Annotated in this window: 23 protein-coding genes; 20 read left to right on the top strand and 3 right to left on the bottom strand. The window is 69.6% G+C overall.

Annotated elements, in window-relative coordinates; all coding sequences use genetic code 11:
* Nucleotides 1–168 precede the first annotated feature (168 nt).
* The 8 genes from QF035_RS55145 to QF035_RS55110 all read left to right on the top strand — a co-directional run bounded on the left by QF035_RS55145 (nt 169) and on the right by QF035_RS55110 (nt 11,276).
* Nucleotides 169–2,856, top strand: a complete 2,688-nt coding sequence (locus QF035_RS55145) for an ATP-binding protein (RefSeq protein ID WP_307530811.1) — start codon at nt 169–171, stop codon at nt 2,854–2,856.
* Nucleotides 2,856–3,212, top strand: a complete 357-nt coding sequence (locus QF035_RS55140; RefSeq protein ID WP_307530810.1) for a hypothetical protein — start codon at nt 2,856–2,858, stop codon at nt 3,210–3,212. Before QF035_RS55145 ends, QF035_RS55140 begins: the two co-directional genes overlap by 1 nt.
* Before the next feature lies 1 nt (nt 3,213).
* Entirely contained in the window at nt 3,214–5,943 is a 2,730-nt protein-coding gene (locus QF035_RS55135; protein WP_307530808.1) for a hypothetical protein, read from the top strand.
* The gene (locus QF035_RS55130) at nt 5,940–7,091 is read left to right on the top strand and encodes a C40 family peptidase (RefSeq protein WP_307530807.1); all 1,152 of its coding nucleotides are present in this window, start codon (nt 5,940–5,942) and stop codon (nt 7,089–7,091) included. The genes QF035_RS55135 and QF035_RS55130 overlap by 4 nt, the downstream gene beginning before the upstream one ends.
* Nucleotides 7,092–7,360: 269 nt before the next feature.
* Entirely contained in the window at nt 7,361–7,744 is a 384-nt protein-coding gene (locus QF035_RS55125) for a hypothetical protein (protein WP_307530805.1), read from the top strand.
* Nucleotides 7,720–10,350 (top strand): ATP/GTP-binding protein, encoded by a 2,631-nt coding sequence (locus tag QF035_RS55120; RefSeq protein ID WP_307530803.1) that lies wholly within the window; start codon nt 7,720–7,722, stop codon nt 10,348–10,350. The genes QF035_RS55125 and QF035_RS55120 overlap by 25 nt, the downstream gene beginning before the upstream one ends.
* Before the next feature lie 134 nt (nt 10,351–10,484).
* The gene (locus tag QF035_RS55115; protein ID WP_307530802.1) at nt 10,485–10,736 is read left to right on the top strand and encodes a hypothetical protein; all 252 of its coding nucleotides are present in this window, start codon (nt 10,485–10,487) and stop codon (nt 10,734–10,736) included.
* A gap of 255 nt (nt 10,737–10,991) precedes the next feature.
* Nucleotides 10,992–11,276, top strand: coding sequence for a hypothetical protein (locus QF035_RS55110; RefSeq protein ID WP_307530800.1), 285 nt, complete (start codon nt 10,992–10,994; stop codon nt 11,274–11,276).
* Between the two features lie 238 nt (nt 11,277–11,514).
* Here QF035_RS55110 and QF035_RS55105 read toward each other — a convergent pair whose 3' ends face one another.
* The 3 genes from QF035_RS55105 to QF035_RS55095 are packed head-to-tail and all read right to left on the bottom strand — an operon-like array spanning nt 11,515 to nt 14,590.
* Nucleotides 11,515–12,933 (bottom strand): helix-turn-helix domain-containing protein, encoded by a 1,419-nt coding sequence (locus QF035_RS55105; protein ID WP_307530798.1) that lies wholly within the window; start codon nt 12,931–12,933, stop codon nt 11,515–11,517.
* Between the two features lie 20 nt (nt 12,934–12,953).
* Nucleotides 12,954–13,748, bottom strand: coding sequence for an SAM-dependent methyltransferase (locus QF035_RS55100; protein ID WP_307530796.1), 795 nt, complete (start codon nt 13,746–13,748; stop codon nt 12,954–12,956).
* Nucleotides 13,745–14,590, bottom strand: coding sequence for a helix-turn-helix domain-containing protein (locus tag QF035_RS55095; protein WP_307530794.1), 846 nt, complete (start codon nt 14,588–14,590; stop codon nt 13,745–13,747). Before QF035_RS55095 ends, QF035_RS55100 begins: the two co-directional genes overlap by 4 nt.
* Before the next feature lie 589 nt (nt 14,591–15,179).
* Between QF035_RS55095 and QF035_RS55090 the strand changes: the two genes are divergently transcribed.
* From QF035_RS55090 to QF035_RS55035, 12 genes are all read left to right on the top strand, one after another.
* Nucleotides 15,180–16,400, top strand: a complete 1,221-nt coding sequence (locus QF035_RS55090) for an ATP-grasp domain-containing protein (RefSeq protein ID WP_307530792.1) — start codon at nt 15,180–15,182, stop codon at nt 16,398–16,400.
* Nucleotides 16,401–16,457: 57 nt separating this feature from the next.
* Nucleotides 16,458–17,480, top strand: coding sequence for a hypothetical protein (locus QF035_RS55085; protein WP_307530790.1), 1,023 nt, complete (start codon nt 16,458–16,460; stop codon nt 17,478–17,480).
* Nucleotides 17,477–17,866, top strand: coding sequence for a hypothetical protein (locus QF035_RS55080; RefSeq protein ID WP_307530789.1), 390 nt, complete (start codon nt 17,477–17,479; stop codon nt 17,864–17,866). Before QF035_RS55085 ends, QF035_RS55080 begins: the two co-directional genes overlap by 4 nt.
* Nucleotides 17,867–18,045: 179 nt before the next feature.
* Nucleotides 18,046–18,642, top strand: coding sequence for a hypothetical protein (locus QF035_RS55075; RefSeq protein ID WP_307530787.1), 597 nt, complete (start codon nt 18,046–18,048; stop codon nt 18,640–18,642).
* The gene (locus QF035_RS55070) at nt 18,636–19,541 is read left to right on the top strand and encodes an ATP/GTP-binding protein (protein ID WP_307530785.1); all 906 of its coding nucleotides are present in this window, start codon (nt 18,636–18,638) and stop codon (nt 19,539–19,541) included. Before QF035_RS55075 ends, QF035_RS55070 begins: the two co-directional genes overlap by 7 nt.
* Nucleotides 19,542–19,562: 21 nt before the next feature.
* On the top strand, nt 19,563–20,270 hold the full coding sequence (locus tag QF035_RS55065; RefSeq protein WP_307530783.1) for an SAF domain-containing protein: 708 nt from the start codon (nt 19,563–19,565) through the stop codon (nt 20,268–20,270).
* Complete coding sequence (locus QF035_RS55060) at nt 20,270–21,097, top strand: hypothetical protein (RefSeq protein WP_307530780.1); 828 nt, start codon at nt 20,270–20,272, stop codon at nt 21,095–21,097. The genes QF035_RS55065 and QF035_RS55060 overlap by 1 nt, the downstream gene beginning before the upstream one ends.
* Nucleotides 21,087–22,580 (top strand): CpaF family protein, encoded by a 1,494-nt coding sequence (locus QF035_RS55055; protein WP_307530778.1) that lies wholly within the window; start codon nt 21,087–21,089, stop codon nt 22,578–22,580. The genes QF035_RS55060 and QF035_RS55055 overlap by 11 nt, the downstream gene beginning before the upstream one ends.
* Complete coding sequence (locus QF035_RS55050; RefSeq protein WP_307530776.1) at nt 22,577–23,527, top strand: type II secretion system F family protein; 951 nt, start codon at nt 22,577–22,579, stop codon at nt 23,525–23,527. The genes QF035_RS55055 and QF035_RS55050 overlap by 4 nt, the downstream gene beginning before the upstream one ends.
* Nucleotides 23,524–24,408 (top strand): type II secretion system F family protein, encoded by an 885-nt coding sequence (locus QF035_RS55045; RefSeq protein WP_307530774.1) that lies wholly within the window; start codon nt 23,524–23,526, stop codon nt 24,406–24,408. The genes QF035_RS55050 and QF035_RS55045 overlap by 4 nt, the downstream gene beginning before the upstream one ends.
* 46 nt (nt 24,409–24,454) lie before the next feature.
* The gene (locus tag QF035_RS55040; protein WP_306944480.1) at nt 24,455–24,670 is read left to right on the top strand and encodes a hypothetical protein; all 216 of its coding nucleotides are present in this window, start codon (nt 24,455–24,457) and stop codon (nt 24,668–24,670) included.
* Entirely contained in the window at nt 24,670–25,095 is a 426-nt protein-coding gene (locus QF035_RS55035; protein WP_307530772.1) for a TadE family protein, read from the top strand. The genes QF035_RS55040 and QF035_RS55035 overlap by 1 nt, the downstream gene beginning before the upstream one ends.
* The last annotated feature ends 15 nt before the right edge of the window (nt 25,096–25,110 follow it).

Below are 25,110 nucleotides of genomic sequence, written 5' to 3'. Positions count from 1 at the left end.
GTCCCGTGCAGCTCGCCGGCGTGCCGTCCGGGTTCCGGGCCCGAACCCGGCCGCGGGCCGGCCGTCCAGGCGCCGCCGTGCGCAGCCGGCTGCTCCCGCAGCGCCGGTGGAGCCGGTGTCGGGTGTACAGCAACTGCTCACGCACGCCGACCGCGGCGGGGGTATGCGATGAAGGTACCGATCCGTCATATCGCCGGACACCTGGTGTGGTCGACGCAGGGCAGCGTGTGGTCCCTCTACCGCCTCCACCCGGGCCCGGACGCGCGGGGGCAGTCCGAGGAGACCGTCCAAGGCACCTATGTGCCCGCCGCGGTCCGCGATGAACAGCTTGCCAAGATCACACATTTGGTGCGGTCGCTGTCCGGGGCGCCGCGGCTGTTCGGTCTGTGTGCACAGGTCGATCCCGGCGAGATCGCCCTGCAGATGATCGAAGACATCGAGCCGGCCGACACCGCACCGGATGACGGGCCGCACCCGTGGGTGGAGAACGTCGAGGCGACGCTGGATCTGCTGGACGGTCAGGAGATGCACCGCCGCACCCTGTGGCTGGCGGTGCCACTGCAGACCGAGACCGCCGGCCTGCAGATGTCGGCATCCCTCGGGGCCGCGTGGGCGGAGCTTTCTCCGGTGCTGGGCATGCGGGCCGCGCCCGTGGCGCGCCGCGAGGTGACCTCCTACCGCGAACAGGCCGCCCGGGTGGAAGCCGCGCTCGCCGGCGGCATCGCCTTCCGCCCGGCCCGCCCGGCGGAGATCGTGTGGATGATCCAGCACGCCCTGCACCGCGGCCTTGCCGAGCCGCTGCTGGCCGAAGCCGAAACCAGCGACCTGTACGGCGGGCGCCTGCGTGACGGAGTTCTGCGCTCCCCCAGCTACGCCGACCTCGGCCAGGTCCGCCTACAGGAAGGCGGTATCGACCCCGAACTCGACGACGTCGACGAGCTCAAGAGCGCGGGCCGGCTCACGCGGTCGGGCCGCAAGGCCTGGTGGCGGCTGAACACCGGCTCGCCGCTCGGGCGGCGCTGGCTGCAGGTCGAATCCGATGCCGGGGTGGGCTACCAGGCGCAGTTGGCGCTGGCGGAGTGCCCGCCCGCGGTCAGCCAGGACGCCGCCGATCTGTTCGCCCAGCTGGAGACGCTCGACTTCCCCGTCGACTACACCGTCGACCTCACCCTGGTGCCCGCGGAAAAGGCCCGCGACCAGGTGAGGCGCAAGAAAAACGAGCTCATCGACCAGGCCGACCAGTACGACGCCCGCCCCACCGGCATGCCCGCCTCCTTGTCCGAGGCCGCCCGCGACTTGGGCGAGCTCGACGCCCGCCTGTCGCGCACCTCGGTCGAGGTCGAGGTGCAGTCGGTGACCGTGCTGACGGTGTGGGGACCGACCGCCGCCGTCTGCGACGCCCGGGCCAGGGCCCTGGCCGCGCTGCTGGGTGGCGCCGACTACCGGGCCGTGCGCCCGGCCGGCCTGCAAGAAGCCCTGTTCACCCTCGGCCTGCCCGGCACCGTACGGCCCGGTGTGGTGCGGGAGTTCACCCAGCATCAGGTCTCCGAGGACTGGGCGCTGGGCGGGGCCTTCACCGTGGGCGAGGTCGGCGACCCCAACGGGATGTTCCTCGGCCTCGACCTGGACTGCGGCACCACTCGTCCCGTGATGATCAACGTCGCCGATGCTCCGAAGGTGGACGCTTCGGCGTCGATGGGGATCGTCGGGGACTTGGGGGCGGGCAAGAGCGTCCTGCAGAAGCTGATCGCGGAGGCGGTGTGGGCGCGCGGCGGCTGCGCGATCTGTATCGACCGCACCCCCGTACGCGAGTGGGCCACCTTCGCCCGGACCGCCGCCAAGGGCCGCGTCCAGATCATCGACGCCGCCAAGGCCGAGGTGTCCATCGACCCGCTGCGGATGTTCCACGGCCCCGAAGGCCGCCACTACGCCCTGTCCTACCTCACCCTGCAGCTTGGCATCGGCCCGATGAGTACAGGCGGCGAAGTCCTGCACCACGCCGTCGAGCAAGCCGCTGCCAGCGAGCAGCCGTCCATGCACCGCGTGCTTCAGGTCCTTGAGGAGATGGCCACGCGGGAGGCGGGCAAGCGGCAGGACGCGGCCGCCACCCTCGCTGGCCTCATCCGGGTCGTGGCCAGCAATCCCCTGGCCCGCATGGTCTTCGACCCCACGCTGCCGCCAGTACAGCTGGACGCTTCCAGCACCTCCGACATGATCGTGATCACGACGGCAGGTCTGAAGCTGCCGCCGAAGGCGGCGTTCAACAATCCGGAGGTCCTGCATCAGCAGCCGCTGGAGGCGCTGATCGGGCGCGCCGTGCTGTATCTGATCGCTGCGATCGCCCGGCAGACCGCGTTCGAGGACCCCGCCCGGTTCACCGCGGTCGTCGCGGACGAGCTGTACTGGTTGACCTCGTCGGCCGAGGGCACCGCGCTGGTCCACGAGATCCTCCACGACGGCCGCAAGCACGGCGCCGGACTCCTCGCCGGATCCCACGATGCCGAGGAGCTCGGCCCCGACCGGGGCCTGATGGCCTACCGGGCGCTCGCCCGCACCGCCGATCGCGAACGCGCCCGCCGTGGCCTGGAGTTCGTCGGGCTCGACCCCAACGACTCGGAGCTGCTGCGGCTGGTGACCACCGGTCTGTCCCCCGTCGGCCGCAAGGGCCGGGAGGGCGAGTTCCTGCTGACCTGCCCTCGGCAGAACACCGGCCGGGTCAAGGTCTCCATCCCCCGCATCGAGCGCATCACCACGTCCATCACCACCACACCCGGACGCCGCACAAGCGCTGCCTCGTCAGGGTCTGAGCCGCTGGACGGCGCGAGCGCAAGGACCCGTCCGAAGGAACTCATCTGATGACCCGTTCCTCCTGGGACCGCTCCCGGCGCCTGGCCGCGGCCGCGTGTGTCCTCACTGTGACCGCGGTTGTCCTCGGCGTGCTCCTCCTGACCGTCGGGGCGGGTGTCCCGGGGGCGTGGTGGCCACAGACAGGGCAAGCCTTCGCCACTGACGCCCGCCCGACGGACCCGGATCCCTGCGCCCTGATCGTGGGCCCGGCCAAGGACTACTGCGAGCGGGACACCACGACGACCGCCTCCGCCAGGCATCCCGGCATTTCCAGTACGGCGTGGAGGCTGCTGCCGGCCGGTGCGGGCGTGGCTGCTCTCGTGGTGTGGCGGCGCCACAGCGCTGCCGGGCAAAGGCGGCGCTGACATGTGGCGTCCAGAGCGCGCAACCCTCCGCTCGGCCAGCTTCGTCGGGCTGCTCACCGGCGTCTTCGTGATGGTGAACAGCCAGGTCGTGCACGCAGCGGGCAGCGACAGCGAGACCGGAGACCTGCTCGCGCCGCTGAACATCACCTCCTCCGAGGGGGTGCCGATCAACGGCTACGAACTCAACTCCGAAGGCGGCTCCATCGTCGCCTTCAAGACCCAGGCCCTCGCCTTCGCCCTGTCCGGCCTGTTCACCCTCATCAGGCTGCTGGTCGGCATGGCAGGGTGGGCGATCGAGGTCGCCTTGAGGTTCCCGCTGCTGAAGATCCTCACCGCTCCGGCACAGAAGGTCGCGGACGCCTACGACACCGTGGTCGTCGACACGCTGGGGCTGAAGGGGCTCCTGCTCGCCTGGGCGTTCGTGTTCGCCGGGTTCATGATCGTGCGCGGCCGCGTCGGCCGCGGTCTGGGTGAAATCTTCCTGACCCTGCTGATCGGGGCGCTCGCCGCATCCGCGTTCGTACGGCCCGACTACCTGCTCACCCAGGACGGACCGCTGGGGCAGTCCCAGCAGGTGGCCGCCGAGGTCGCCAAGGAGAGCGTCAACTCCTACGACTGGGGCGGCAAACTCGCCAGCCGCGGACCCTGCGACGGCATGGCCGGCATGCAGGAGATCAAGTGCCAGGAACGGGAGAACGAAGCCCCCGTCTCCTCCACGGACATCGCCCGCCCTCTCCAGGACTCGATCACCAACGCACTGATCGTGAAGCCGTACATGCTGCTGCAGTACGGGCGCATCCTCGACCCAGCCAAGACTGCCGACCGCAAGGCCTACGCCATCCACCTGAAGTGGGTCGTCGGCGGCTACAAGGCCGGCACCGAGAAAGAGGACAAGAACGACCCCTGCGAGAAGATCGTCGGCCCAGGGAAGGCGTACTGCGAGCGCCACAACGACAACGACGACAACACCTGCAAGCTGCTCAAGGGCGAGGCCAAGAGGCAGTGTGAGCGCGACGGCGACGGCGGTCTGCCGTCGTTGACTCCCGGCGGCGAACTGCTGGACGCAGTCGCCCCGGTCGTCAGCGAAGAGGACCAGGAATTCGCCGCGTTCCTCGCCGATCTGAAGAAGGCCGGACCGGTCGGCAAGGCCTGCGCTGAGTACGCCGCAAAGCCCACCTGGTGGCGGGTCGGCGGCGCCGTCCTGCTGCTGATCGGCGCACTGTTCATCTGCGGCATGCTGCTGTCCTCCGCGATCGTGCTGCTCGGCACGCAGGGCATCTGCGCGGCCGCCGCCGCCGCAGGCGGGGTCGTCTTCGTCGCCGGCATGCTGCCCGGGCCCGCGCGCCAAAGCGTGTGGAAATGGCTGTCGCTGTGGGGCATCGCCGTCCTCGCTCTGGTCGCGGTCTGCGCCTTCATCCCGTTCTTCGGCATCGCCGTGGACGCCACCATCACAGAAGGCCCCGACCTGATGGTGGAGCGGATCCTGCTGATCGATGTGCTGGCCATCGCCGGTGCGGCCGGGCATCGCAGGCTGCTGACCGGCATCACCTCCTTCGGCCGGCGCATGGCCATGCGGATGCGCTACGCCAAGGTCGGCGGCACCCACCTGCCCGGCGACACCTCCGAGCTCGGGGCCGCCCTCGCCATGAACTCCCCCGCCGCGATGGGCGGATACGGCGGCGGCCTGCGCGTGTTCACCGGCGGCGGTGGGGGCCGGTACGGGATGCTCGGCACCCGCCAGCGGCTGATGGGTGCGCTCACCTCTTTGACCGACGGCGCGGGCATGCCGGTGGACACCGGCGGGGTGCTCGCCGATGCAGGCGCCGAAGCCGGCCGCGGGCTGGCCCCGCTCACCGCGGCCGCAGCCGTGGGCGGGCTGGGAGCCCGGCTCGGCGCGAAGGGCGCGCACTGGCTGCTGATCGGCCGTCGGCCGGACCGGGAGCAGTTGGCCAAGTGGCGCAAGGCCACCGCCGAAGGCGACCCGAACACCGGCGGCCCGCCGGACGCCGGAGGCGGCGGTCCCGGAGGCGGGGGGCCGCGTCGGCCCGGCGGGCCGCCCGACCGCTACCGCAACGCCGACGGCGAGATCGTCGACCGCAACTCCGGGGCCGTGCTTCACGACCAGAACACCGACCGCACCCTGCTGTCCACACGCGCCCACAACCGCCTCGTGCGCTTCCGCGGCTACCGCATCCTCAACCGGGGTGGCCGCACCGCCTACGGGACCATGGTCGGGCTGCCGGAGAACGTCCGCCGGGCCCGGTCGGGTGGCTCGCAGCTCAGACAAGACGCCCGCCAGCAGCGGAGGGTATGGGGCAACACGGTCCGCGAGGACGTTCGGGCCTGGGCAGACACCGGACGGCACGTCTCCCGTGTCCTGCGGGAGAACACGGACGACAGTGGCGGGCCCGGTCCGTTCACCGGCCGCCGCCTGCCCGCGGCGCCATCAGCGGCCCCCACCCGCCCGGCTACGGTACCCGGGCGGACCAGGTCCACCAGCGCGTCAGGGCCACCACCGGCTGGAGGTACCGGGGCAACGCCCTCTGGCCCGACGTCGTCCCCTCGCCTCGCAGGCGGCGGCCCGGAGCGGACGCCGCCGCCCGGCGGTGAAAGCGCGGACGGATCAGCGGGCGCCGACAACCCGGCCCGGATGCGGGAGTTGATGCGCCAAGCCGAAAGCCTGCGCGCAATGCGGCAGCGGTGGCTGACCGAGGACGGTGAGGACGGGTGAGGCCACCCAGGCACCGCATCCGGCGGTGGGGATGCGTGGTCGCGCTGCTGCTGTTCGCCGCCGTGTGCTGCGCGGCTCCCGTCGCAGGCGCGATCGGCGCGTTCGTGGCCTTGCAGACGGGCGCGAGCAACGACGGCGGAATCGCCGAAGGCGGCTCGGCCGCGGACCTCCCGCCGCGCATGCTCACCGCCTACAAGAAGGCCGTCCAGCAGGTCGGCAGGCATGTGCCGAAGTGTCGGGGCATGCGCTGGCCGATCCTGGCCGGGATAGCCAAGGTCGAGTCCAACCACGCTGTGGGCCGGAAGATCACGGCGGACGGTGACATCCGCCCGAAGATCTACGGAGTGCTCCTCAACGGCTCCGGGGCAGGCGGCAACACCACGGTCTTCCCGGACACGGATGGCGGCAAGTGGGACGGCACCGCGAACGGCGAGCGTGCCGTCGGCCCCTTCCAGTTCCTGCCCTCCACCTGGGAGGGCGTCGGCAAGGACGCGAGCGGGGACACAACCGCCGACCCGCACAACGCCGACGACGCCGCCCTCGGCGCCGCGATCTACCTGTGCGGCAACGGTCGCGACCTGACCAAACGCGGCCAGCTCAAGGCAGCAATCTTCCAGTACAACCACTCAGGCGAGTACGTCGCCAACGTGCTCGGGTGGATCGACCAGTACACGGCGGCCGCCAAGGACCCGAACCTGAAGAACGTGACCGGGAGGATCCGCACGGTCATCGAGGCCGCGCTCTCCCAGCGGGGTGTCCCGTACTCGTGGGGCGGCGGCAACGCGAACGGCAAGTCGACGGGGATCTGCTGCTCGCCCAGCGGGAAGAGCGGCGCGAACATCATGGGCTTCGACTGCTCGGGGCTGACCACCTACGCGTACGCCAAGGCCGGCATTCGCCTGCCGCGGACCGCGGCCGCGCAGGCCGGCGTCGGACAGCGGATACCCGCCCGTCTCGGCACCATCGCGCTCAAGCCCGGCGACCTGGTCTTCTACGCCTATGCCCCGGGCCGCGACTCGACTATCTATCACGTCGGCATCTATGTCGGAAGCGGTCAGATGATCAACGCCGCCCGCCCCGGCACTGTTGTCCGGCTGGACGCTGTCAGTGCGATGTCGGGTTTTGCCGGAGGGGCCAGGCTGCTATGACGACGCCCTCATCACGCGCGCCTCGCCTGCTACTGGTCACAGCCTTGGTCCTGGCGGTTGCCGGTGTGGTCCTGCTGATGCTGCCGAACAGGTCCAGCACCGCCACCGATTCCGGGACTCCTCCCCCGGCGGCGTCCCCGGCGGTCCGCCCTTCACCACCTTCCACCGGCGAGAACTCTGCGGCCAGCGGCCCAGGGCCGTCGACAACGACGGCTGCTACGCCGACCGGGTCGGCGATCGCGCCGGCGCTGCCGCCGCATGGCGAAGGAGTGGCCGGCGATCGGGCCATCCAGCAGGCCCTGGAGGCCTCTTGGCCCGCGGACCTTGCCACTGGGGACGAGCGGCAGCTGCTCACGGCCGGGCGCGGCCTGCTGCGAGCGGACGCCACCGGGATCGGCCGCACCAAGTGGCCCGCGCTCTTCGGCAACCCGGAGCAGGCGATCGCGCCGGCGTTCGCCACGGCCCGCTTTCGCGTCCAGGCCGTCATCGCCCGCCGCGACGACGCCGACGACCAGGCGGTGGTGCACCTGGTGTGGGCGGGCACCGACCGCGGTGGCACCTACACCGACGGCCGTATCACCGACCTGTACTTCACCCGCACGACTTCGAACAAGAAGGGAGGGGCCTCGTGGACTTGGCAGCCCCGTATGTGACCGACCGGGCCGATGAGACGGCGCCCGGGCAGGTATTCGGCCTGCTCACCGGCCTGGTCAACGCCGCTGGCTGGCTCTACGAACACTGGTACCTGCTCGCCCTGGTCATCGCAGTGACCTACGGCGTGGGCGAGATGGTGATGCGTCGCCTCGCGCAACGGGCCCATGCCGAGCGGATGGCCCTGGAGCTCACCCCCACCCGGCACTTCGACCCGAGCATCGAGGAGATCTTCCGCCGCGGGGTGCAGCTGGCGCGGGCCTCGGTGAGCATGCCGTGGTGGGCGCCGCGCCGGTCGAAGACGGTGCAGATCAGGCTGCGCGCGGACGGCTCCAGCCCACTGCGCTACCGCATCGAGGGCCCCGCGGGCGGTGAACGGCTTCTGTCCATCACCCCGTTCGGGCCGAACATCACCGTCGACCGGGTCCGTCCGATCGTGGACAAGCCACGCGACCACGTGGTGCGGGCGGAGTTCATCCTGCGCGGCAAGCTCAACTCTCCCCTGCGGGAGGTGCCGCTGGAGCCCGACCCGCTGCAGCCCCTGGTCGACGCTGTGTCCGACCTGCGCGCCGAACTGGGCGACCTCGCCGAGATCCGCCTCGCCATCCAGCGCGCCCCCAAGTGGGTATTGCGCGCTCGCCGTCTGCAGCTCATGAGCGCCGCACGCCGCCAGGAGCGCCGGGAGACCCAGCGCGCGGCGCGCTGGGTGCGCCAGGACGCCACCGGAATGGAGGACTCGTTGGCCTGGAACCTGCAGGCCCTGGTCACCGGCAAGGACGGATCAGCCGGGCGGCGGCTGGTGATGCCCCCGGTGCCACGCCGGGTGGAACCGTCCGAGGCGCTCGGCAAGCTCGCCCACGACGACCACCTCGTCCGTGTGCAGCTGCTCGTGATGTGCGCGTCCAACATCGAAGGCCGTCCTCAGGCCCGCCTCGCCCAACTCCAAGCCGGGGTTGATGTGTTCGGCGGCCGCTCACGGTGGGCCATGCGCGGATTCCGGCTGGGCCCGTGGCGGTTCGGTGCCGATCACTGGCCCACCCGGCGCAGCTTCGAGCGGCGCTGGGAGCTGGGGCAATGCCAGCCGCCCCGCGCGAACTGGGTACGACTGGACGAACTACTCGGGCTACTCAAACCGCCCACCGTCCACTGCCGGCTTCCACTGCTCGCCGGAGACCTGCCGACCTTCGAGTTCGGGAATCCTGAGCTGCTCCTGCAGGGCATCTACCGGGGCCCCGACGGCCGGAGGCGTCTGGTCGCCACCCACACGGCCGAGACGCTGTTCGAGTGCGGAGTCGGCAAGGCCGGGGGCGGCAAGACGGAACGTGCTCTGGCGCAGGCGATCGCGTGGGCACACGCCGGCGGCGGGCTGATGTTCGTCGACCCACACCGCGACTCCTGGCCACGCGCCGCGACGTTCCTCGCACACGACCACCTGATGCAGAAGATCGCGCTGATCGACCTCAACGCAGCAGGCCCCTCCCCCAAGTTGAGCTCATGGAATCCGATCGCCATGCACCACGGGCAGGCTCCGCACGACATCGTCGAGGCGGTCACCGACGCCTTCGCCTCCATCCTCGGCTGGGACGATGCCGCCGCTCCCCGCGCGCTGACCATCCTCACATCGTCCCTGGCCGTGCTGGTCGCCATCAACCAGGCCGCCTGCCAGGCCGACCGACGCGAAGACCAGACCACCATCTTCCACGTGCGGTCACTGCTCTCCGACCCCGGCTTCCGGGCAGCGGCGCTGGCCGCCGTGGCGGACCGGCTGGACGCGGAGACGCGGTCATGGTGGCGGACGGTGTTCCCGACGTTCCCCCCGGACGCGTTCGGGGTCGTCCTCAACCCGCTCGCCCGGCTGGCCGCCAACCCAGTCACCCGCGCCTTTCTCGGCCAGCCAGTCGGCGTCTACAACAGCCGGGCCGCCATGGACAACGGGCTGGTGGTGTGGGTGTGCCCGGCCGGGAACGGGCCCACCGACCGGCTACTGACCGCGCTCATCGCGAGGGACCTGCTGCGGGCGGTGCGCTCACGGCGGGACACGCCCGAGGAGCAACGGCGGCCCTTCCGCCTGTACTTCGACGAACTGATCACCCTGACCGGAGCTGCTCCGGAGACGATCGCGTCGATGTTCGAAGACTTCCGCAAGTACAGGGTCACGGTGCACGGAATGACCCAGTTGCTGGGCCGTCTGCCCGCCCCGGTGCGGATGTCCTTGACGCAGAACGCATCCACCCTGGCCTCCACGGCAGGATCCAGATCCGCGATCGCTCCGATCACCGCGGAATGGGGAGACAAGCCGAGCGCGGACGAAGTGGCCGTACTCGACCGGTTCGAGCACTACATGTCCCTCACCATCAGCGGCCGCCGCATCGGGCCCGTCAGGATCACCGGCCCGCACCTGGACGAGGCGTTCGCCGACTACGCACGTCCTGGGAAAGTCGCCGCTCTGGAGCACGCCGCCCGGGTCACCGCCGGGGCTCTGCCACTCGACGAGCTCACCGCCACCGCTGCCGCTCAGCAGGCCCGTGTCGGCGAATTCCTCAACCAGCGCGCTCCCGCCGCCACGGCGGACGTACGCCTGAGCCAGCACACACACGGATACCAGTGACCCCCACCGCCAGCCACCCGGCCAGAGCAGAGCTGGGACCGGCTGCCACGGCCAGTCTCCGCTGGCGACTACGCGCACGCTGCCCGGGCGCCATCGGTGTGACCGGACGGCCTCAACACCGACGAGGAGAAAGAATGACAACCCCAGCCGACTCCCATGAGCCCTCAGATGAGATCTGGTTCGTCACCGAACTCAGTGCGGCTATGCGTCATCTGGAGACCGCCCTCCGGCTCAGCCAGGCACCGGAGAGGTTTCTCCTCCCGGACGGAAGCACCGTCAGCGAGGCCCAACTGCGGCTGTGGGTGGACCGGAACACCCACCGGACCCAAGGCCTCCTCAACCAGCTGCAGGCCCTCCTTGAAGAGATCGCTGCCCCGCCCACCTGACAACACTCCCTCACCCGCGGGCGAGGGAGTGGTCCAACCGTTACCGGGCTCCAGCCTCGACCGCCGCCCGCCCCAACCAGCGGTCTGCAGGCTCGATCTATCCGGCCTGAGCTGGCCGTGGCACAAGGTTGTCGGAGCACGAGCTGAGCGCCCCAGCCGCGTACGGATGAACGGGGTCCGGCGCTGACCTTGTGTGACGCGCGACGATTGGGACACCAGTGAGGCCGTTGGATGATTGCGCGGTAACGTGCATCGGTGATCGACCTGCAGGTCCGCGATGAGATCGGGAACATCCTGGCGCATTCCGCCGGTGTGTCCTGGGACGAGTCGCTCGTAGAAATCGACCGAGCAGACCTCCCCATGATCGCCGGGCTGTGCCCATACGCGGACACGATCTTCAACAGCTGGCAGAGACCCATGCTGCTGGAGGAGCTGGATCGACTGCCCGCGGAGCGGGGCCCCTGGGTCGATCGGGTGCGCGCCATGTGCCGGACCGCGGAGGAAGAGTCCCATCGGTACCTCTGGTTCGTCGGCGACTGATCGGCGTCACTGCCATGGCCCCTCACTCGGAATCTCTGGTGCGAATGTGCCGGTCGGCGGCTGCGGCGGGTCCAGACAGTCGGCAGTCGAGAAAGGCCAGTGCCCACGCCCCACGTGGAGTAGGAGACCGCCCTCGATGCCCACGCCGAGGGCGGTGAGGAGAATGGACATCCGCTCCGCAGGATCCACAGGTCCGGCTGAAGTCCGTGCTGCAGTTGGCTGCGGAAAGAACGCTCCTTCAAGGTTGTCCCCGATATGTTCTGCCTCCTCGCCGCGGCAACCGAGCCGGGGTGTCCTCGGGGGTCGCGATCGTCTCGGCGGCCAGATGGAGTTCCGCCCGCACTGTCGCGGACGACAGGTCGAGGGACAGTGCCCTGCCGCACTTACTCAGCCAGTCAGTAAGCGTACTCCGGCTCAGGCCTAGCTCGGAGGCAGCGGGTGCCGTGCGGCCACGGTGTTGGAGCCAACATCGAAGGGCGATACGCAGCGGCTTGTCCAGAGGTCTGAGGAGGGCAGAGGCCCAGCGATAGGCGTCGTCGGGGTCGAGCAGATCGGTGGGCAGCGGGCGGTCGGGACCAAGACGTGCGGATGTGCTGACTCGTTGGGAAGGAGCCGGGGCTCGCAAAGCCAGCAGGAGTTGCGCCTGCACGGTGGGGGTGTCCAGTTCGGCGGCCAAGAGGGTGCCGATCCAGCGCAGGCGTGCACGAACCGTACCTTCGGACACGTCGAGCACTGCCGCGGCGGCTTGAGCGGACCCCGACCGCAGGTATGCCTCCAGCGTCCGGTGCTGCTCGCGGTTGAGGGGCTTGAGGACGGCGGCGGACCAACGGGCGAGCCGGCCGGCGGGCACGACGCCGAGCAGCCCGTGCGACCCCAGGAAGGTCGCGGACGCCAGGCAGCCAGACGTTGCGCTGTGCCGAGCGTTCCCTGCCTCGGCCCACGCCGTAGCGACCATGTCCAGCGGCAACGGGTCTGAGACGCCGCCGGCCAGTTGATGCCGGGCCGCGATGCGCGCGACGACGGGGCGCGCCACGTGGCGGCCCTGGTCGAGGCCGTGGAGCGCGACGACCACCAACTCGCTTCCCTCCATGCACACCAGCATGCGGGGGACTTGGGGAGACACGCTGGGCTGCGCTGCTCGCCAATGAGTCTGATAGGCGGCATGTACCAACTTACCGGACAGCCGGAACACCGTGGCGTGTGTGGCGGCGGTGCCCAGCACGTCAGTTGCCAGATGGGGCTGGCCGCTCAGCAGGAGATGCAGGACGGCGGTGTGCAGTCTCTGCTCAGCGTGGTGAGTGTCCTCCTCCCGACGGGCCCGCGCCCGCATTCTGAGCAGATCGACGCAGGTCCGCGTGATCAGGTCGATGCGGGATGAAGGCAATGCCGTGCCTGGACGGACCACGAGGACAGCACCCGCCATCTTGCGGATCGTCAGTTGCGGGTAGAGCTGGGGGTGCGCTGCGACACGCACCCCCTCAGGTCCGGCGGAGTCTGGGGTACTGCACACAACGCCGCCCATGAGGTCCGCCAGAACCGCCCAGCCCTCAGCCAGGCCCGCGGCCTCGGCAATCAGCTGGGCGTCCGAGTGGGCCGCTGCACGGGTGAGTCGTCGCACCACCTGGTACCGGGTCACCTTCACGGGAAGGCCAGACACGGGCCCCGCACTGCCCGTCGTCATAGGATCCGCGCCACCCCTCCCCAGCCCGCACGGTCGGTGAGACCACCGGTGTTCGCGTCAGGACGCCAGCGCGGCCAGCTCGTAAACCCCGGTTCGACCAGTTCGGTGCCCTCGAAGAGCTCGACGGCCACCGACGGCTCACGGAAGATGTAGGGAATCGCACCGGAGCTGTTGTACTCGTCCTGGACCGCTTGGTGTTCCTTGTCTGCGGCTGTGGAGTGGCTCAAGGACAGGTAGCTGCCCGACGGAAGCTGCTCGACCAGCCGACGCACCAGACCCCGGGCTTCGGACCAGTTCTCGATATGTCCCAGCACGTCGTTGATGACCAGAGCGATCGGCTTGGTCATGTCCAGCGTCTTGGCCGCGCCGGCTAATACGACGTCCGTGTCCCGCATGTCCGCCTGCACATAGTTGGTGGCCCCCTCAGGGCTGCTGGTGAGCAGCGCATGGACGTGCAGCAGCACGATCGGGTCGTGATCTATGTAGACCACGCGGCAGTCCGGTGAGACCCGCTGTGCGACTTCATGGGTGTTGTTGCTGGTCGGCAGCCCGGCACCCAGGTCGATGAACTGCCGGACCCCTGCTTTGGCAAGGAAGGCGGTGGTACGCCGCAGGAAGTCCCGCGATTCCTTGGCGAACGGAACGATGCTGGGGTACTTGCTGCTGTAGGCGTCGCCGGCGGCTTGGTCGGCCGGGTAGTGGTCTTTTCCGCCCAGCCAGTAGTTCCAGACGCGCGCACTGTGCGCGACGGACGTGTCGATCGGCTGATGCGGGCGGGTCGGTTCGGTCATGTCAGTACGTCCTTCGATTCGTTGGGATGGGGCGCGATGACGCAGGTGTGGTCCATCAACAAGTGATACGCCGACACCGCGTGCAGGCTGTTCAAGACGTCGGCGCTTCCGTGCAGATCTCCTTCACGGACCACGTGGTCGGGGATCTCCGGCACGTCGACCCGGTACAGGGACACGGTCGGCATGCCGGTCATGGGGTGGCACCGACCATCCAGAGGGTGAATCTGCAAGGTCACATCGGGGCGTGCGACGGCTGCCCTCAGTGCCTGCCGCTGCTCGGCCATCACGTCCTCGTCGCCTACGGACGTATGCAGCGCCGCGGCGGACATGATGGCCCAGATGCTCGTGTTCTGGTGACGCAACCGCTTCTGGCGCTCCATGAGCAGCTCACTGCGCCGGTCCTTGTCCGCAGGGGACAAGTCGGGTCTGCGGACGTTGTCGACGGCGCGAGCATAGGACGGTGTACGCAGCAGGGCAGGAACAAGTGCCGGCTCCCACACGCGGATGATCCGGGCTGCGGATTCCACGCTCATGAGGTCCAGCTGCCATGGGTCCATGACGGACCGCCACGGATGCCACCACCCCGGGAGGTTGGCGGCCGCTAGCTCTCCGAGGAACGATCCGATTTCGGCAGCGCCCGCGCCGTACGCCGTGAGCAGGGCATGGACCTGACCCTCATCCAGGGATGTCTCAGCCTGCTCGATGCGGCGGACAGTTGCGGTGTGGGCCCCGAGTGCATTGGCGGCCTCGCCTCGGGACATTCCTGCCGCCTCACGCAACGTTTTGAGCCGGGTGGCCAGAACGAGGTGCGCGACGGTCCTGCCAGACCTCTCGCGAGCCACAGAACCCCCTTCCGGCACTTTCTACAACCTGCTGTTATTGCAAACTCTGTACCTTGCAATCTTCGTTCACAACCCTTTGAGTATGTCTAACCCGCCTCAGCCGACACACAGTTGCGGGTGACGGCAAGCCGCGAGATCGCGGTCGGCCGCCAACGGGGGCTCCGTTCGTATACGTGCCGTCGCGCCGCACTGCGAGTAAGTCGGGTGCGGTCGCCGCCTGTGGGACAGGATCGGGAGGACGCATGGAAAGGCGTGACCGGTTCGGTGTGCCTGCCGACGAAATCAACTACCAGCGCTTCGGCAGGGTCCGGCTCCTGCGCGCCCATGTCCGGGCGCCACACACTGTCGGCCCCGAGTGGGATCACTGGTCCACCACAGCCAGCGCCGCGCCATTGTCGCGGCCACCATGCGCCTGCGGCTGTCGCCTGCGCACCAACCAGGGTGCCCAGCCAACAGTCCAGGTCAGCGCCCCCAGGGTCCCTGCGCGTCCGCCGCGCTCAGTGGCCGCTGGCCTCAGCCCCGTCACAGCTGATCCCTGACCTCCGGAGGGCCCGCCGTGCACACCTCACCACGCCGCCCACTTCTGTTAGTGGGTGCCGGCATCCGCGAGTACCACGCACACAGTCTCCTGCAGATCGCCGCCGCGCATCCCGTGGTCCTGGTCGACCGTGCCGTGCCGCCCTGGGCGCGCCCATATCTGGCAGGAGAGGTCACCGTTGGTTTGTCCGACCCTGGCGAAGTCACCGCAGCGGTCGGGAAGTTCCTCGTCGACCACTCCGTCGGCGGGCTCGTCACCTACGAGCCCCGCCATGCCAGGCTCGCCGCCCACCTGGCCCAGCACCTGGGCCTGCCCGGCAACTCGCCTGCAACCGTCGCCACATGCCAAGCCCCGGCCAGAGCTCGGCACGTACTGCGGGAAGCTGACGTCCCCTCCGTGCAGGTACACGCGGTCGATGACGTGCGCGCTGCGCTCGACGCCGCGCGCACGCTCGGTTTCCCGGTCTCCCTCACGGCACCCGCAGTGGGCACCGATCCACTGCGCGCGGACTGCGCTAGCGAGGTGCGCAGCGCGTACCGGACCCTGCGCCGAGCCAGCACCGCTGAGCCGTTCGCCGCGACCCTGAACATAGAGGAAGTCGGGCTGGACGGCCCGGAAGTCGGTGTCGAGGCCGTGGTCCTCTCCCCCGACGAGGTGCGCACGGTCGCCGTCACCCGCAAGACCCTCTACCCGGACCGCTCCCAGGCCGCGGTCGGCTACAGCATCGATGCACACGACGAGCTGCTCCAAGACGACACGCTCACCCGCCTCGTCGCCCAGGCAACGACCACGCTCGGGCTCACCGTCGGCGTCGTGCACGCCGATGTGCGGCTGACCGCGCGGGGTCCGCTCGTCCTACAGGTCAGCGCCTGTCTGGCCGATGACCTCATTCCGCTGCTGGCGGCCCGCGCCCGGGGCATCGACCTGGCCCGCGCGGCAGCCGCCCTGGCCGTCGGCGACACCCCCGATCTGTCCCCCACACGGGAAGCGGCCGCGGCGATCCGCTACCTCTACCCGGGCACCTCGGGCCGTCTGGTCCGGCTCAAAGCCCCTGACCTCTTCACACTGCCGTGGCTGGACCGGTTCACCTGGACACAACGGACCGGCAACGCAGTGCTCGGCCCGCCGCGCAGCGGCCGCGAGGACCGCCTTGCGCACTGGGTCGTTACAGGAGCCGACGCGGCGGAATGCACATCGCGGCTCAGCCGCATCACCGAACACGTCACCGCACGCATCGCGAAACCCGCCTCCAGCCCGGTCAGCACGCGATGACCCCAGGCTGTCACCCGCTCGACGCCACTCGCCCATCCACGAGAGAGAACACCCCTGATGACCTCCCCCTCCCGCCCCGCCCACCCCCCGCGCAGGCGCCCTACGACGCTGCTCTCGCTCAGCGTGCTGGCGGCCGCCGCACTCAGCGGGTGCAGTGTCGACACCGACGAGCCCGGAAACGACCATGCCGCCGCGCGCCCCGCCCCGAAGGGCGTAGTCACCGTCGACGCCGCGCGCGCCACCGTAGACGCGTTCGAGAAGGCCAATAACGAGGCCAACAGGATCCGGGGCGCGGAGGGCGAAGAGCTCCTGGGCACGGTAGAAGCGGGCCAGGTGCACGAGCAGTCCCAGGCGGACTACAAGCAGAGCAAGACCTGGTCGAAGGCCGAGCAGAAGGGGTACGGGACGCCCCTGTTCTACACGGCCCGGAAGTACTACATCCCGCACGCTGATCAGAGCTGGTTCGCGGTCACCGCGACGGTCAGCGAAACCAAGTCACAAGGCCTCATGATCTTCGACAAGGTCGGCGGCCGCTTCAAGATGGTCGCCGCCATGTACGCGGACAAGAAGACCGCGATACCCGAGATCGCTGTCGACCGCGGACTCGCCACGGCCGTCGACCCGTCCAAGCGCGTGGGAACGCTCGCCCCGAACCAGCTCGCCGACGCCTTCGAGGACCTCGCGGAGACCGGCGGCAAGAAGGCGGGCCAGCAGCTGGCCCCCACCAAGGCCACCAAGGAGTTCACCACGCGCTACACGGACCGCACCAAGGCCAAGGAGGCCAGCTTCGCCACGGTCAAGCACTTCGACGGAAAGCCGGCGCACCGGGAGGTGTACGCGCTGCGCCTGGCCGATGGCGGCGTCCTCGCGCTGTTCCCGAGCGCGTACACCATCGAATACCTCCACAAGCGGTTCATGAACGGCGGAAGGATCATCCCCGGCCCGGCCGAGGCGGTCTACAACGCCGAGCAGCGGCCCCTGATCACGGACGAGTACCAGGGCCAGGCCCTCGCGGCGCTGACGCCGACGGGCAAGCCCCAGGTGCTCACCCACAGGTACACGATGGTGAACTCCCGATGAGACCCGCCCAGACATCCTCACCGCGCATCCCGCAATCGCTGAGGCAAACGTTCGCGACCCCAGACGAGTGGGCCCGCAACCGCGACCAGCGCTTCGCACGGTTCCTCACCAAGCGGCTGGCCGAGGCCGAGGCACTCGGCTGCTGCCTCGCCGAACTCAAGGCCCTGGCCGGCGTACAGGACGTCTTCGCCGAATGGCTCGCCCTACGCGACCTCGCCACCGAGGACACCGACGACCTGCGCCTTAACCAGGTCAACACCCTTGGCTGGGCGTTGCGCAGCGTCGCTCACAGTATCTGGGCCGGCCATCCCGCGTGGGAAATGTCCTTCCATCCCGCCGCAACCAAGCCGCCGATCGACCCGCTGAAGGCCTTGCTCGGCAGGTGAGCGGAGGCATCCAAACTACTGAGATCAACTCGCCTAGCGCACTGGGAAGTTGGCTGGCATATGCGTAATCTTCTCGCTACGCAAACGCACCACCGCGGCTTGACCGTGCCGCGGATCCGGGCTGCCGTGCACCGGTGGCGGCAGTGGCCATGTCATACAGCGCCCCACGGGGAGGCTTCGTGAAACGCCGCGCACACCGCTCCGCTGTTCATTTCCGAAAGACTGCCGCCGCGTCTCTCGCGCTGTGCGCCGCGTTCACCCTGACCGCGTGCAGCTCGTCCGACGGGAACGACGAGGCGAGCGACGAGTCACCGACTGTCGCGCATTCGCCGACGGCTTCTGCCAGCGCTGATCCGGAGGAGACCGCGAAGAAGGAAGCGATCGCCACCTACGCGGCCTACTGGCAGGAGATGGAAAAGCTCTACGCCGACCGAACGGGCAAGAGCGCACGTCTTGATCAGTATGCCGCGTCCGCCGCCTTGAAGAATGCCGAGGCAGACGCCAAGCGCGCTCATAACCGCGGCCGCATCTACACCGGCAGGGTCGCCCTCACCGACCAGACGGTCACCAAGGTCGATGCCTCGGGACGGATCCCCAACGCGACCGTCTCGAGCTGCCTGGACATCTCCAAGTGGCGAAGGGTCGATGCCGAGGCCAAGAAGCCGGTGTCCCTCCCGGAGAACCGGCTGACGAAGTACCAGATCGTCAGCACCGTTGAGAAGTATGCGGAAGGCTGGCGCGTCACCCGCGACGACCCCCAGGGGAAGTCATGCTGACCCTCCGCATCGCCATCACCGCTGCGGCTGTCTTCGCTACGGCGCTCGCCGCCCCCGTCAGCAGCTACGCGGAGGATGACCCCACAGGCGGCGGTATCGAGTGCGGCCTGTACGACTGCGAGGTCGAGGTCGATGTGCCCGGGCAGGCCGGTGGCCAAGAAGGCGGCAGCGGCGGCACGAGCGGAGGCGGATCATCAAGCGGCAATGATGACGGCTCCCTCGAGAACGCTGACGGCACCTACGACAGGGTCTGCACATACACACTCGCAGACCCTCAGCCGCCCGCCGGCAGCCTGGACTGGGAAGGCCACGAACCCGGTGACGGAGCCGTGTACGAGAAGTCCTGCTCTGTAGCCCCCGACGGCGAAGAGGACCTCTGGGTCGCTGAGATGGTGTGGCTGGCCGAGCCTCCCGAGCAAGAGACCGTCGACCCGGCCGTCTTGGCGCAGCGGGCAGTCGACTCGATGACACTGCTCGGCCCGGACATCGCCAGCCCGCGCGCGGCCGGGAAGTACACGGTCGGTGTCCCGCTGTGGATGTGGGTCAACCAAAGCGCCACGACCTACGGGCCCAACACCGCGTCGGCGTCGGCGGGCGGGATCACCGTGACCGCGACCGCGAAGGTGTCGAAGGTCGTGTGGAAGATGGGCGACGGCGCCAGCGTGACGTGCAACGGCCCCGGTACGCCCTACCAGGCACCCGAGGGCATGGCCCAGTCCCCGACCTGCGGCCACGTGTATTCCAAGACCTCAGCCGGTGCCAGGAGCGGCAAGTTCCCGGTCACCGCGACCTCGACATGGACGATCGACTGGGAGGGCGGCGGAGCGGCCGGCCAGCTCACCGAGATCCGGGAAACCGACGTGCAGGTGGCGATCGGCGAGCTGCAGGTCGTCAGATGACGCCGCCGGAAGGATAGAACGTTGAGCAGGACCCAAGAACGTGCAGACACAGTCAGCGCGAACGGCGTCCCCCAGCAGGGACATGTCGCCGGGCCCGTCACTCCCCCGCGGGTGTCGGCCCGCCGTCGCCGGCCAGGTGTCATCGCCCTGTCGCTGGCGCTGATCGCCGCCGGAGGGGCCGGAGTTGCCGTCCTGCTGCTGCAGGTCGGCAACCGCACCGAGGTGGTGACGGTCGTCCGTGACGTCCACGTCGGCCAGGTCGTGACCGAAGACGACCTGGGCAAGGCGTCCATCGCGCTGGACCCGGCCGTCAAGGCGGTGCGGGGCAATGACCTGGACTCGGTGGTGGGCAAGCGGGCCGCTGTGGAGCTCAGGCCGGGTTCCCTGCTCGCCCCGTCTCAGGTGACGAAGGACTCGCTGGTGAAGGCCGGTGAGCAGCTGGTGCCGATCGGGCTCAAGCCGGAGCAGGTGCCGGCCACCGCGCTGGTGCCGGGCCAGAAGGTGCAGTTGGTCCATGTCCCGGCGCAGGGCCAGGCGGACACCGATACCTCGTTCGAGACCGGGCCGGAGACCGTCGACGGGCGGGTCGTAAAGGCTTCCAGCGCCGCTCCCGGTACCGGCACCGTGGTCGTCGACGTCGCCACCACCGCCGAGGACGGCCCGACCGCCGCCGCCTGGGTGTCGGCCAGCACCCTGCGCCTGGTTCTCGCTGCTCCGGACGGTAACTGATGGCTGTCATCGCGCTCGCAGGCTGCGGCGGCGCACCCGGCGTGACCACGAGCGCCCTCGCACTGCTGCTGTCGTGGCCGCTGGACCCGGGCCGGCGGATGATCCTTGCCGAATGCGACCCGGACGGCGGTGCCGTGCTGCACGGTCTGCTGCAGGGCACACTCGGCGACCGGTACGGCCTGCGCAACCTCTCGGTCGCCGCCCGCCAGGGCGACCTCGGCGACGCCTTCTGGCGTCAGTTGATCGACCTGGGCAGCGAGGAAGGCAAGACGGAGTCACCGCGCGACCGGCTGCTCCTGCCAGGCATCACCGATCCCGCGCAGTCAGCAAGCCTGGGCTCGGTGTGGAAAGCGCTGGGTGTCATCTTCCGCGGCATCGAGGCCGAACACGGCCACGACATCCTGATCGATCTCGGCCGCCGGGGAGCCTTTGGCCCCTCCGGTGTCCTGGCCGAGCAGGCCGACACCGTGATCGTCGTGGTGCGCAACACGCTGCGCTGCCTTCAAGCGGCCGAGGGCCGGGTGCGCGCGCTGGAGGAGCGGGTCGGGGACGTCAGCGTGCTGATGATCAACGAAGGGCCGTATCCCGCGGGCGAGGTGCAGCGTGTTCTGCAGGTGCCAGTGGTGGCGCCCCTGCCGTACGCGCCGAAAGACGCCCGCGTGCTGTCCGACGGTACCGAGCAGCCGCGCCACTTCACCAAGTCGCCGCTGATGAAAGCCGCCAGGACAAGCAGCACCCTACTGGTCCAGCGGGCCGCGATGCGCCGGGCCCGCCTCGATCCACACGGCACGTTCGCCGCAGGTGGGGAGGTGGCCCGTGCGCGGTAGACCCTTGCACAACGATCCCCTCGTGTCTCCGCCGCCCGGCAGCACCCGGCAGGGGCGGCCCCACCAGACGAACGGCATGACGGCCGGTGCTGCCGCGAGTACACACGCGCTCGGCACCGCCACGCCTCAGGTCACCGTCGACTACAAGGTGGCCCGGCACATCGCCGGCCAGGTCGCCAAGCAGCGCGAGGACTTGCTGAAGACGACGCCGGATATGGACCGGGCCAGCGAAGAGCAGCGCTGCCTGGACTGGATCAACGAGGCGGTCGCGCTGTGGTCGGACGCAGCGGCCATGGCGCCGCAGGAGGACGAGGTACTGCGGCGTGCCGTCTATGACCTGCTTTTTCGGGCCGGGCGGCTCCAGCCATATCTGGACGATGAGCGGGTCGAGGACATCATCGTCCAGGGCCCGGGCGAGGTGTGGCTCGACTACGGCGACGGCGAGCGCCGCATGGTCGGGCCGATCGCGGACTCGGAAGAGGAACTGCTGGAGCTGTTACGGGAGTTGGCGAGGGGGTCCGGGCACAACGAGCGCACCATCTCCACCGCGAACCCGACCCTCGCCCTGTCTCTTCAAGACGGCTCCCGCCTGCAGGCGATCACCGGTCTCGGGCCGATGACCTACGCGGTCATCCGACGGCACCGGGTCTCCCACGCCGATCTCGACGACCTGGTACGGCTGGGCACGATCGACCCGATCCTGCGCGACTTCCTCGGTGCGTGCGTGCGCGCGGAGAAGAACATCATGATCGCGGGGAAGCAGAAGGCCGGGAAGACCACGCTGCTGCGGGCGATGCTCAAGGAGTTCGCCCCTGAGTGCCGGTTCGCCACCATCCAGACCGAGGACGAGCTGTTCGCCCACGCCAACGGCTACCACCGCCAAGTCGTCTCCCTGGTCGGGCGGGAGTCCAACGGTGAGAAGGACGTCACCGGGCGCGGCGCCGGGGAGGTCACACTGCTGGACCTGATGCATCCCGCGTTGCGGATGTCGCTGGAGCGGATTGTGGTCGGCGAGGTCCGCGGTCCGGAAGTCGTCGCCATGATGCAGGCGCTGACGAACGGGTCAGGCGGCAACCTGTGCACGATCCACGCCCGGCGCCCGGACATCATCTTCGACCGGATCGCCGAGCTGTACGCGCTCGCCCAGGACAACCTGTCCGAGCAGCTCGCCTACCGCCAGACCGCCAACGGCCTGGACTTCATCGTGTACGTCGACATGACGGATGAGACGCAGATCGGCGGCCGCCGCCACCGCTACGTCTCCCACGTCCTGGAACTGACCGGGATCGGCGAGAACGGCCGTCCCGCCACCAATACGGTCTTCTCCCCCGGCGCCGAGTTCGGCGATCTGCGCGCCGTACCGAGGATGGACCCGGGCTGCATCGACGACCTGCGCCGCGTCGGCTTCGACTCCGCTCTCCTGCAGCAGCCCTACGGGGCGTGGCAGGCGCCGCTGCCGCTGAAGGTGGGGGTGAGCCGATGACCCTGTTGTGGGGGTTGTTGAGCGGTATGGCCGTCATCGGCGGGCTGATCGGCGTCGTGACGGGTCTCGTGGGCACGACGGCGCCACGCCGGGCTCCGCTGCGGCAGCGGTGGCAGGCCCTGCGCGCCGGGAAGGACCGGGGCGAGGACGTCCGGCTGCGCCGGCGGACCCTGGCGGCCTTGGCGGTCGTGGTCTTCGTGGCCGTGTGGCTGGTCTCGGGAAACTTCGTCGGCGGCGCGCTCCTCGGCGCGGCCGTGATCGGCGTGCCCTGGCTGATCAGCCCGGCGCAGATGGCGCAGGAACGCATCGGCCAACTGGAGGCCCTCAGCGAGTGGACTCAACGGCTGGCGGGCTTGCTCCGGCTGGGCATGGGGCTTGAGCAGGCAATGGTCACCAGCCGTCAGGGTGCACCGGACGAACTTTCCCCGCAGATCGTCAATCTGTCCGACCGGCTGCGTCTGGGCTGGCGGCCGCAGGGAGCTCTCCGCGCGTTCGCCAAGGAGCTGGACGACGTCACCGCGGACAAGGTGGTTGCTGCGCTCATCCTGTCGGTCAACGATCGCGGCCCGGGCCTGGCCCAGGCGCTGGAGGACCTGGCGGGCACGGTCCGCGACGAGGTCGCCAAGAGGCGCACCATCGAGGCGGACCGGGCGAAGCCGCGAACCACCGTGCGGTGGATGACCATCATCACCGTGGGCATTGTGGTGGCCGGGTTCTTCGTGCCGTCCTACACACAGCCGTACTCCACGCTCCTGGGGCAGCTCGTGCTCGCCTTCCTGACGGCCGCCTTCATCGGGGTCCTCGCCCTGATGCGGCAGCTGGGTGCCTTCCGCCGCATCCCGCGCTTTTTGATCACCGACCCGGCCAGCACCGTCCGGTTCCCCCCGCCCGCCGCAGATCCGGATGTGCCGGTCGCCGGCCGTGAGCCGGAAGGAGTTACGCCGTGAACCTGTTTCCCGTCGTCCTGACCGGTGGCACGGTAGGCGCCGGCCTCGCCCTTCTCGTGCGGGAGCTCCTGCGCCCTCAGCCCGCGTTGGGGCCAGCTTTGCAGCGCAGTGCCCCGGCCACCCTGACCGTGCCCGAGCCAGAACTGGACCGCGAGGAGATGTGGGGCCGGTGGCTGCTGGCCCGCCTCGAGCGCCTGCCCGGCGTACGGATCCCCACCACCAACCTTGCCCTGCTCGGCCAGGGGCCGGGCCAGTTCATGCTCAAGAAGACCGCGCTCGCTGGTCTGGGCCTGCTCTGCCCGGTGATCGCGACGATCCCGTGGATCATCGCTGGCGTCTCCCTGCCGTTCTACGTGCCCGCCGGTGCCGGTCTCCTCATCGCGCTGCTGCTGTTCACCACCCCGGATCTCGCGGTCCGCGACCAGGCCAAGCGGGCCCGGGAGGAGTTCGCGCACGCCCTGTCCGCCTACCTCGACCTGGTCGCGCTCAAGCGGGCCACCGACGCCGGACCCGCCGAAGCGCTGGAGAAGGCCGCCGAGGTGGGCCTCGGCTGGCCCTTCCTGTTTCTGCAGGGCGCCCTGCGCCGGGCCCGGATGGAGAAGATCCCGCCCTATCAGGCGCTGACCGAACTCGCCGCCGAGTACAAGCTGCCCGTCCTGGACGACGTCGCCGACATCATGCGCGGCTCGGCCACCGACGGCGCCGCCGTCTACAAGGCGCTACGCGCCCGGACCGCGGCGCTCAATGCCGAACTGCTGGCCGATCAGTCCGCGGAGGCGAACGCCGCCAGCGAGAGGATGACCGCCCCTGGCGCCTTGTTGGCCGTCCTGGTGATGCTGCTGATGGCGTTCCCCGCGGTCATCCGCATGCTCACCGTCTGAAGATCCCCCGAGTCACGAACCTCTCAAGGAGCAAGGAGTACAGATCGTGAAGTACACCGCAGCCCGCACCTACCGTGCGGTGCACTGGGCGACCACGCGTGTGCAGGAGGGCCTTCAGGAGGCAAAGCGCAGGCCGGACCGCGGCGACATCAGCACCACCACCGTCATCATCTGGGTAGCCGCCGTCACCGGCGCCGTTTTGATCGCCGGGACCATCGCCGTCGTGATCGCCAAGTACAACGGCCGGCTCAACGGACTGTGATGTCTCATCCCGAGCAGCTCAAGGACTGGTGGCAGGGGCGAAGATGGCGCGACGACCGCGGCGACACAGCCATCCAGATGGCCATCATCTACCCGTTCGTGCTCCTCGCCACGATCGCCGTCATCCAGGCCTCCATGTGGTACTACGCCCGGCAGATCGCCCTGACCGCGGCCCGCGAAGGCCTCACAGCGGCCCGCGCCTACAAGTCGAACCCGGCCACCGGTGCGGCCCAGGCACGGGACGTACTGGAGCGCGTCGCGGGTGACAGCCTGCGCGCCTACAGCGTCACTGCCGGCAGTACTGGGCAGCGGGTGCGGCTCCAGGTCTCCGGCACGGCCATGTCGATGATCCCGGGCGTTTCGGGTCTGCAGGTCACCCAGTCGGCGTCCGGTCCGGTGGAGCGCTGGACGGTCCCGGGAGGGTGAACTACGTGCGATACA

Origin of the sequence: Streptomyces umbrinus (assembly GCF_030817415.1) — a bacterium.
Taxonomy (GTDB): Bacteria; Actinomycetota; Actinomycetes; order Streptomycetales; family Streptomycetaceae; genus Streptomyces; species Streptomyces umbrinus_A.
The sequence above is the reverse complement of the archived record's forward strand: the minus strand, read 5'-3'. Positions and strand labels throughout refer to the sequence as shown.